Genomic DNA, 8,412 nt, shown 5'->3' with positions numbered 1-8,412 from the left:
GGTGGTCGTCGTATCGCGTTGGAGCTGAAGTACCCGAAGAAGCGTCTGCTGGCGGACGTCGACGGTGAGGTGTTCGAGCTTTCTTCTTCGGGGGCGCCGGATCTCGATACGGCGGCAATCTGGCGGGACGCTCAACGCGTCGAACGGCTCATTCTCGACGGAAGTGTCGAGGCCGGGGCTTCTCTGACGTTGACGAACTACCCGTTTTGGAGTGAGCGGAATTCCACGGTGCGCTCGCAGGCGCACGAGTTCCGGTTGTGGGAGGGCCGTCGTGTCGAACCCGGATCGTTGCAGTGGCAGCTCAAGAACGACCGGGTCGGGGAGAGCTTGGGGTTCGAATCGGGGTATCGGTGTTCGTGGCGGGACTACGGCGGTACGCAGTCCTTCGGACTCAGGTATCTGCTTCTGCAACCTTCACTGCGGCGGCAGACGTAGGGAGGGGTGATCAGCGATCTGCACGGACACTGATCGACCCGGTCAATCCGGTGGCCTCGTTTCGCATCGTCACGTGGAGGCATCACCACAGCGGGGTGGGTGGAAAGTTTTTCGGTGTCGGGTGTCAGTGCCGACTTTTTCCGGTGCTGCGCTGCAGTGCCCGCCGCTGTTGACGAGACAAGGCAGCGGCGGCTCCGTTTTTCGGTGTCGCCTCGGCCGCCGGCGCACGGGTGCGCCGGATGTAATCGGCCAGGAGCGGTGCGAGTTCGACGGCGGCGTCGTGCATGGGGCCGGGGAGTTGACGGTCGATGCTGCGGGGGCCGAGGTTGGCGGTGACCACACGCAGGACGCGGGCGATCAGTTCGGGGGAGTGGGTGACGTGCAGGAGCGCGTCGGCGGGGTCGAACGTCTCGGATGCGGCGCCGGGTCTTTCGGTCGGCTGCACGGGTGGGGCCGGGGGTGCGACGGTCTCCGTCTGCCGGATCACGCGCATTCCGACGACGCCGGCGCGGGCTGCTTTGCGGGCGTTGTGCGCATCGCGTCGGCATTGATCCGAGCACCACACCCGCGGCCGTCCTCGTGTCGGTGGGCTGATCGCGCGGTGACACCACGGGCAGATTCCCCGTGCGCCGCCCTCCTCGAGCAGAGCAAGATATTGCAAAACCCCGTGGTTTTGGATTCCGCCCGTGCGGTCGGGTGCGCGAGCGGTCGCGCCGAACTCCGCGGGGGAGGCAACGGAGCAAGATAGAAACTTAGGTGCCCTAAGTCGGCTACCGCGGCCTGCCGGCCGCGTCCCGGTGTCCGGGGCGCTGCGCTGGGCAACGAGAAACCGACACCTCGATAACCGTCGACCAGAGAGCTGGCTACGGTCGCTCACGCGCAGAGCAGCTCGACAGAATCTGCCGGTGAATCGGTCACGCGTCGTTTCCGGCATCACATCCGCGCCCGCCCAGCGCGGGGTTTCTGTTGCGAAGCCGCGAGACGCTCCGGCGTGCTCGTGCCGGTGTTCTTCGATTGGGGCCGCCGAGGGTCTCGGCTATGTGCCGGTCTCGATCCAGCAGATGGCGATGTCGGGCGGTGCCGGCTTGCCGATCACCTCGAGGTAGTCGAGGACCATCGCGCGGGCGCGGTCGAGATCGCGGGTTCGGTAGGTCTGGGTCGGGGTGCTGTATCCCTCGATGTGGAGCACCAACCCCGGCGCCCGGGTGCCGGCGCGCCACCACAGTCGGCGCGATTCCCATCGACTGACTTTCACCCGAATTTCTTGCACGCCTTCGAGCATCGCAGCACCTGCCGACAACGACCTACTCCCTGAAAGGGTCCATGGCAACGCGCGTCGCTGTCCGTGACGACCTCACCCAGATATTTCAGACACACCTCTGGCTGAATTTCAGACTTTGGGGGCGCACTTTCGTGCGACGAAATGTTTTCGAGGCGGCGGCCATCGTTCCGGTCCCCGGCATCGAAGCGATGAACCTGCCGCATCCGTGTGCCGTACCCGGCCTACCTCCCGCAGTCCTCGACACCCACTCACCGCCCGCACCGCTCCCCTGGCCGTGCTCACCTACCCGCACGCTTCTCCACCTACCCGCACGCTTCTCCACGCGTCTACCGACCTATATCGCCATCTACCCCGAAACGCCTTTCTCGCTCACCCCAAGTGCCACACACCTCTTGCATTCAGGAAACGAAACTGACCATCTTTCCGGGCGACGAAATGTCTTATGCTGACGAGATGGACCCGAACACCTGCCCACGCTGCGGAAACCCGGTCACCGTGAAGCCTCGCGGCCGGCCGGCCCGCTGGTGCTCGGACCGATGCCGCAAACTCGCCTCCGAGGAACGCCGCGCCGCCGAGCGCGGCGCGATCGGATTGGAGATCCGCGACCACACACGGGTGGTGGAGAAGCCCGTTCCGGAGCGGATGAGCGCGACCGTCGCGGCGGCCCGCGCGGCAGAGGACATCGACACGGCACTGTCGGTGCTCAACGCGCTGCAACGCAAACTCGGAGCGGACGAGGTCGCGTACAAAGACCTCGACCGGCTGTACCGGGGAATCAACGAACTGCGGGCAACGTTCCGCGGAACCGTGCGCCCGTCTGCCGTGGGTCTGATCAGCTACCGGACCGAAAGCGCGGCCGTACTGGACCCGAAATCAGCGGTGCCCGTCGTGCTGGGCAGCCCCCGAGCCTGTGCGGAAGTGATCACCGCACTCACCGAACAAGTGCGCACCGGGCAGCTCGCACACGACCCCCGACACGACCGAACCCGGCGCGCCCTGGCAGACCTCATCCGCACTGTCCACGTCCGCGAATAGGCTGCCACTGCGTGTGCGAGAAGCGCCGATGCCGCTGAACTGCTTGCTACTGAGCGCAAAAGAAACTCCCCGGATGACACGACATCGTGTCATCCGGGGAGTTTCTAGGTCAGGCCTCTATCGCGTCAGTGTTTGACTGCGGATCGTGCTGTCCACCATTTCTGGACCCACGGAACGAGTGCTGTGATTACGCCCAAAATGACGAAAATGACAGCCGCGGTTGTCGTCCCGTTGCTGAGGAAGAACAGGCCGACAAGGATGTACAACACACCGATGCCGAGCGCGGCCCGCCAGCTCAACTGCCTTCTCTTCTGAGTGTTCACACTGCAACTTTAGGTGCGTGACCGGAGATCCTTCTAGTTGCAGCCGAAGTAAGCGCCGGCGCCGACGCCGATTACTCGTACCGGCCAGGTAGCGGGGAACGCATTCATACCCAGTCCGATAGCGCAGCCCGCGCGATCCTTGATTGTGTTGGTGCCGTTGATGGGGTTTGCGTTTCCGTTTCCGGAGCATCCGGTTGCAGATGAACACACAGAGGGCGGCAAAGAGTCTGCACTTGCGACCCCCACCCCCATTCCCAGAACTCCGGTAGTTGGGGGTCGGGGAGCAGATTCTCGAAATCCGGCGCTAAGGATTTACGGCAGATAGTAGCGTACTATCTGCCGTAACTCGTGAGTCGTCCTGCCGCGATGGTCGTTCCGGAGATGGGCGACTCCGGAAACTATCTGCCGTAGTGCTGAAGGGCGGTCGGGGTGGGATCGGTGAGCTCGCTACCGGCGCGGGCCGCCGGGATCCGGCTGGCGGACGCGACGCGGACCTTTCTGGGCACGATCGCGGCGGTGAACACCCGCCGCGCCTACGCCTCGGCGTTGGATCGGATGGTGCGCGACTTCGGCGCGGACGGCGATGTCGGGTTGTTGAACCCGGATCGGGTGTCGGGGTGGTTCGACTACGTGTGGGGCGACAAGGCCCCCAAGACCTACAACCTCCGGCTGACCGCGGTGTCGGCGGCGTGCGCCTACTGACGCGATCAACAGTGGCTGACCGGCGATCCGGTGTCGCGCCTGCGGGCGCGGCCGAGTGCGCCGGACAACAGCAAGGCGATGACCGCCGCCGAGGTTGCGGAGCTGCTGGGCATGGACGCGGCCCTGCGCGAGCGGGTGTTCTGGTCGATGCTGTATGAGTCCGCCGCGCGGGCGGAGGAGATCCTGAATCTCGACATCGAGGACCTGGACACCGTGAACCGATGCGCCACGGTCACCCGCAAGGGCGGCGCCCGCGAGGTGATCTATTGGCAGACCGGCACCGCACGGCCGCTGCCCCGGCTGATCGCCGGACGGAAGTCCGGGCCGCTGTTCCTGACCGACCGCAAAGCCAAGCCGTCGGTCGCCAAGACCGACACCGACAACTCGACCGGCCGCGCCCGACTTTCCTACCGCCGCGCCGCGACGCTCCTCGAGGAGCACACCGAAGGGATGCGACGCGGACCGTTCACGCTGCACCAGCTGCGGCACTCGCGACTGACCCACGCCGCAGAGAAGGGCGCTTCCACGCCGATGCTGATGGCGTTGAGCGGACACACCTCGGTGCGCAGCCTGGTCAAATACGCGAAGGTCTCCGCCGAGGCGCTGGGGCGCTGGCAGGCCGAGACCGATCCCGCTGCGCGGCGGCGCTCCCGCTGAATCTCTCAGTAGCTGACGGTGACGAGTTCCGGCGCGTGTCTGCGTATCTTGTTCAGCACCTTGACTGTTCGGCCCGAGCGCATCTGCTCGAGGGGGGCCGAAAGAGACCAATCAAGTGCGGCACCGTCGATGGGTGTGGTCTTCCGCGTCCGGGAACTCATAGCCGCTGCCGGGCGTGCGTGGTCGTGGTGTTTGTCGGATCCGGCGGGGGCACGGCCGAGAGTAGGGCCGTGAGGTCGCGCGAGACCTCGCCGGGGTTGGAACAGCCGTGGGAGATGAGCGCGCGGGAGCGCGGCTTCGGTCAGGCCGTATCGGATATGGACGGCGTCGTGGTTCCCGGGAACTCGAATGTGCCGGAGTCGTCCGTCGGTCTACGTGCGTTGCGCGGAGTCGTCCCGAATCTCACTGCGGAGAACGTGTTTGAGGATCTTGCCGGAAGGGTTGCGCGGGATGTCACGGACGATCAGATCGCGCGGCAGTTTGTAGTCCGCGACGTATTCGGCGGCGTACGTCCGCAGCTCCTCGAGGGTCACCTCGCGACCGGGAACCGGGGTCACGATCGCGACGATGGTCTCCCCGAATGTGGCGTGGTCCAGGCCGACGACGGCAACGTCCTGGACGTCGGGGTGCCCCGCGAGGGCGTTCTCGACCTCGATCGAGTAGACGTTGCGGCCGCCGGTGATGATCATGTCCTTGAGCCGGTCGACGATCGTGATGAAACCGTCGGCGTCGCGGACGGCGAGGTCCCCGGTGTGCAGCCACCCGTCTCGGATGGTCTCGGCGGTGGCCTCGGGCTTGTTCCAGTAGCCCTTCATGATGGTCTCGCCGCGCAGGATGATCTCGCCGGTCATCCCCGTCGGGACATCGTTGCCATCCGGATCGACCAGCCGGAACTCGGCATTCGTGATCGGCCAGCGTCCCGTCGCATCGGGACGGACGGCGACCTCGTCAGGCGTGGAGTAGATGCCGGTGGGGCCACCCTCGGTCGGCCCGCACAGCTGGAAGAAGCCGACGTCCGGGAAGGTCGTCACGAGTTTCGCGACCGCAGTCGGCGGCATCGGTGCCGCCCCGAAGAAGCCGAGCCGCCAGTGCGAGAGGTCGCGCCGCTCGAGGTCGGGGACCGTCAACATCATCTGATACATGGTGGGAACACCGAGGAAGACGGTGATCCGGTATCGCTCGAGGGCGTCGAGGACGGCGGCGGGCTCGAATGCCGGCAACACGACGTGGGTGGTGCCCATCGAGAAGCCGCTGAGCACGAACAGCACCAGTTCGGCGCAGTGGTACATCGGTGCCACGTGCAGGTTCCGGTCGAAGGAGTTGACGCCGAGCGAGGACACCGCGTGGCCGACCCACAGCAGCCGGTGGTGATCGAACAGCGCACCCTTCGGTTTCCCGGTGGTGCCGGAGGTGTAGATGATCATGCAGTCGTCGTCCTCGCGCACCTCGACCTGTGGGTCGCTGTCCGGCATGGAGGACGCCAGCTGGACGAAATCGTCGAAGCCGTCCGCGCCGTCCAGCGAAAGCGCCGGGGCAGCGGGCGCCTGCTCCAGCTTGGCCAGGTCCCGCACCGCCGCGACGGTGTCCCCACCGAACAGCAGCACCGACGCGCCGGAGTCCTCGAGCAGATACGCCAGCTCCCGGGCCGTGGACCGCGGGTTGAACGGGGAGACGATCGCGCCGACCTTGAACGCGCCGTACAGCGCGAGGAGGAAGCGGTCGGAGTTCGGCGACAGCACCGCCACGCGGTCGCCCTTCTGCACGCCGAGGGACAGCAGCGCGTTGGCGTACTGGTTGATTTCCCGGTCGAGCTGCCCGTAGCTGCGCTCGACGCCCTCGAAGATCAGCGCGGGCCGGTCCGGGTGGCGGCGTGCGTTCAATGTCAGTTGTCCACCAAGGGTTGCCATGATTCTCCTATGATCGGCGGGTGGTCTGCTAAGCAAATGTGGGGGGACGTTTGGTGAGGACGGCGTCGGCGCCCTCGGCGAAATCCGGTGTGCCGATGAGTTCGATCTGTCCGGCTCGTTCACGCTCGAGGGCGTGGTCGAGGTGGCCCAGGGTGGACGCGGCGAGCGCCCGTCTGGTCAGTTCGAGGGCGCGCCGCGGCCCGGCTCCCAGCGTGCCGGCGACGGCCTCGACATGGGCCGCGAGCTGGTCATCCGGCAGGATCCGGGCCACCAAGCCGGTCTGGGCGGCGTCGGTGGCGGAAAGCCGCTGCCCGAGCAGCGCTAATTCTGTAGCCCGCGCCCGGCCGATCGCCGCGGCGACGAGCGCGGTCGCGCCGCCGTCGGGCATCAGCCCGATGCTGGTGAACGACAACAGGAAATACGCGCTTTCGGCGGCGTAGGTGAGGTCTGCGGCGCAGGCGAGCGCCACTCCGTACCCGACCGCGGGGCCGTTGACGGCGGCGATGACGGGGACCGGCGCGGAGACGATGCCGCGGATCACCCGGTTCGCGGCGTCCATCACCACCTCGGGTTCCTCGCCCGTCACCGCGGTCAGATCCGCTCCCGTGCAGAAGGCTCTTCCCGCGCCGGTGAGCACGATCGCGCGGGCACCGGTCGCTTCCGCCCCGCTGATCGCGGTGTCGAGTGCGACCAGGTCGTCGACGCCGAGGGCGTTCATGCGGCCGGGCCGGTCGATCGTGATGTGAAGCAGGCGGCCGGTGCGGACGGTCCGGATAGCGGTCGGGGTCATCGGATCAGCCGAGCCGCTCGATGATGGTGACGTTGGCTTGTCCGCCGCCCTCGCACATGGTCTGCAACCCGTAGCGTCCGCCGGAGCGTTCGAGTTCGTGCAGCATGGTGGTCATCAGCCGGGTGCCGGTGGCGCCGATCGGGTGGCCGAGAGCGATGGCGCCGCCGTTGGGGTTCACCCGCTCCGGGTCGGCGCCGGTCTCCTGCAACCACGCCATCACGACCGGGGCGAACGCCTCGTTGACCTCGAACACGTCGAAGTCGTCGATGCGCATGCCGGTCCGCTCGAGTGCCCGTTCGGTGGCGGGGATCGGTGCGGCGAGCATCATGACCGGATCGGCGCCGAGCACGGTCAGGTGATGGATCCGGGCCCGCGGAGCCAGGTCGTGGCGGCGTACCGCCTCGGCGGAGGCGATGAGCATGCCCGAGGCGCCGTCGGAGATCTGGCTGGCGACCGCGGCGCTCAAGCGCCCCCCCGGCGTGAGGCTCGGCAGGGCGGCCATCTTCTCCGGTGTGGTGTCGGCGCGCGGTCCTTCGTCGGTCGTCATCTGCTGGTAGGGGAGGATCTCGGCGGCGAAGCGTCCGCCGGCGATCGCCTGCAGCGCCCGGCGGTGGCTTTCCAGGGCGTACTGCTCCATCGCCTCCCGGTCGATTCCCCACTTTTCGGCGATCATCTCGGCGCCGCGGAACTGCGAGATCGTCTCGTCCCCGTAGCGGGCCCGCCACCTCGTCGAGCCCGAGTAGGGGTCGCGCACGCCGAACGCCTCGCCCGCGGTGACCGACGACATCAGTGGGATCTGGCTCATGTTCTGCACCCCGCCCGCGACGATGAGGTCGGCGGTGCCGCTCATCACGGCCTGCGCGGCGAAATGTACAGCCTGTTGCGAGGATCCGCACTGGCGGTCGATGGTCACGCCGGGCACTGTCTCGGGCAGGCCCGCAGCGAGGGCCGCGGTGCGGGCGATATCGCCCGCCTGCGGACCGATGTTGTCCAGGCAGCCGAGGATCACGTCGTCGACCGACGCGGGGTCGACACCGTTGCGTTCGACGAGTGCGCCGATCACATGGGCCGCGAGGTCGACCGGGTGTGCGGCGGCCAGTGCGCCGCGGCGGCGGCCTACCGGGGTGCGTGCCGCGTCGATGATGTATGCCTCTGGCATTGATGTCTCCGAATCGTCGTCTCAGGTGGTCGATGGTTGACGTGTGCGCGAGTGCAGGTAGGCGTCGAGCAGGACGGTCAGCACGACGCGGCCTTCGCTGTCGACCACGGTGCTCTCGGTGG

At 67.2% G+C, this 8,412-nt stretch carries 10 protein-coding genes; 4 read left to right on the top strand and 6 right to left on the bottom strand.

Annotation, left to right across the window (positions count from 1 at the left end):
• Positions 1-435, top strand: a 435-nt coding sequence (locus A2J01_RS36620) for a hypothetical protein (protein ID WP_197494313.1), incomplete at its 5' end; no start/stop codon positions are given.
• Between the two features lie 124 nt (positions 436-559).
• Here the strand turns inward: A2J01_RS36620 and A2J01_RS26735 are convergent.
• Positions 560-1,000, bottom strand: coding sequence for a hypothetical protein (locus A2J01_RS26735; RefSeq protein ID WP_064113953.1), 441 nt, complete (start codon positions 998-1,000; stop codon positions 560-562).
• Positions 1,001-1,471: 471 nt separating this feature from the next.
• Positions 1,472-1,735 (bottom strand): hypothetical protein, encoded by a 264-nt coding sequence (locus A2J01_RS26730; protein WP_143173142.1) that lies wholly within the window; start codon positions 1,733-1,735, stop codon positions 1,472-1,474.
• Positions 1,736-2,170: 435 nt separating this feature from the next.
• Between A2J01_RS26730 and A2J01_RS26725 the strand changes: the two genes are divergently transcribed.
• Complete coding sequence (locus A2J01_RS26725; protein WP_155277983.1) at positions 2,171-2,752, top strand: hypothetical protein; 582 nt, start codon at positions 2,171-2,173, stop codon at positions 2,750-2,752.
• 125 nt (positions 2,753-2,877) lie between these two features.
• Here the strand turns inward: A2J01_RS26725 and A2J01_RS26720 are convergent, their stop codons facing one another.
• On the bottom strand, positions 2,878-3,075 hold the full coding sequence (locus A2J01_RS26720) for a hypothetical protein (protein WP_030538104.1): 198 nt from the start codon (positions 3,073-3,075) through the stop codon (positions 2,878-2,880).
• A gap of 438 nt (positions 3,076-3,513) precedes the next feature.
• Here A2J01_RS26720 and A2J01_RS26715 point away from each other — a divergent pair, with 438 nt between their 5' ends.
• The gene (locus A2J01_RS26715; protein WP_225330463.1) at positions 3,514-3,777 is read left to right on the top strand and encodes a hypothetical protein; all 264 of its coding nucleotides are present in this window, start codon (positions 3,514-3,516) and stop codon (positions 3,775-3,777) included.
• Between the two features lie 78 nt (positions 3,778-3,855).
• Positions 3,856-4,434 (top strand): tyrosine-type recombinase/integrase, encoded by a 579-nt coding sequence (locus A2J01_RS26710; RefSeq protein WP_202916944.1) that lies wholly within the window; start codon positions 3,856-3,858, stop codon positions 4,432-4,434.
• A 371-nt stretch (positions 4,435-4,805) separates the two neighbouring features.
• Here A2J01_RS26710 and A2J01_RS26705 read toward each other — a convergent pair whose 3' ends face one another.
• From A2J01_RS26705 to A2J01_RS26695, 3 genes are read right to left on the bottom strand one after another with little or no spacing between them, the layout of a single operon-like run.
• Complete coding sequence (locus A2J01_RS26705; protein WP_011331209.1) at positions 4,806-6,341, bottom strand: class I adenylate-forming enzyme family protein; 1,536 nt, start codon at positions 6,339-6,341, stop codon at positions 4,806-4,808.
• 28 nt (positions 6,342-6,369) lie between these two features.
• Positions 6,370-7,131, bottom strand: coding sequence for an enoyl-CoA hydratase (locus tag A2J01_RS26700; RefSeq protein WP_011331210.1), 762 nt, complete (start codon positions 7,129-7,131; stop codon positions 6,370-6,372).
• Between the two features lie 4 nt (positions 7,132-7,135).
• A complete protein-coding gene (locus A2J01_RS26695) occupies positions 7,136-8,290 on the bottom strand; it encodes an acetyl-CoA C-acetyltransferase (protein WP_011331211.1) in 1,155 nt (384 codons plus the stop codon).
• Positions 8,291-8,412 lie beyond the last annotated feature (122 nt).

Origin of the sequence: Rhodococcus sp. EPR-134, from assembly GCF_001647205.1 — a bacterium.
Classification (GTDB): domain Bacteria; phylum Actinomycetota; class Actinomycetes; order Mycobacteriales; family Mycobacteriaceae; genus Rhodococcus_F; species Rhodococcus_F qingshengii.
This window is presented reverse-complemented; position numbering and strand designations above follow the sequence as displayed.

What these genes read in the sequence shown, in the direction of transcription:
- A2J01_RS26725 (WP_155277983.1), top strand. Translation starts at nt 2,171, where the DNA reads ATGGACCCGAACACCTGCCCACGCTGCGGAAACCCGGTCACCGTGAAG.
- A2J01_RS26710 (WP_202916944.1), top strand. Translation starts at nt 3,856, where the DNA reads ATGACCGCCGCCGAGGTTGCGGAGCTGCTGGGCATGGACGCGGCCCTG.
- A2J01_RS26705 (WP_011331209.1), bottom strand. Translation starts at nt 6,341, where the DNA reads ATGGCAACCCTTGGTGGACAACTGACATTGAACGCACGCCGCCACCCG.
- A2J01_RS26700 (WP_011331210.1), bottom strand. Translation starts at nt 7,131, where the DNA reads ATGACCCCGACCGCTATCCGGACCGTCCGCACCGGCCGCCTGCTTCAC.
- A2J01_RS26695 (WP_011331211.1), bottom strand. Translation starts at nt 8,290, where the DNA reads ATGCCAGAGGCATACATCATCGACGCGGCACGCACCCCGGTAGGCCGC.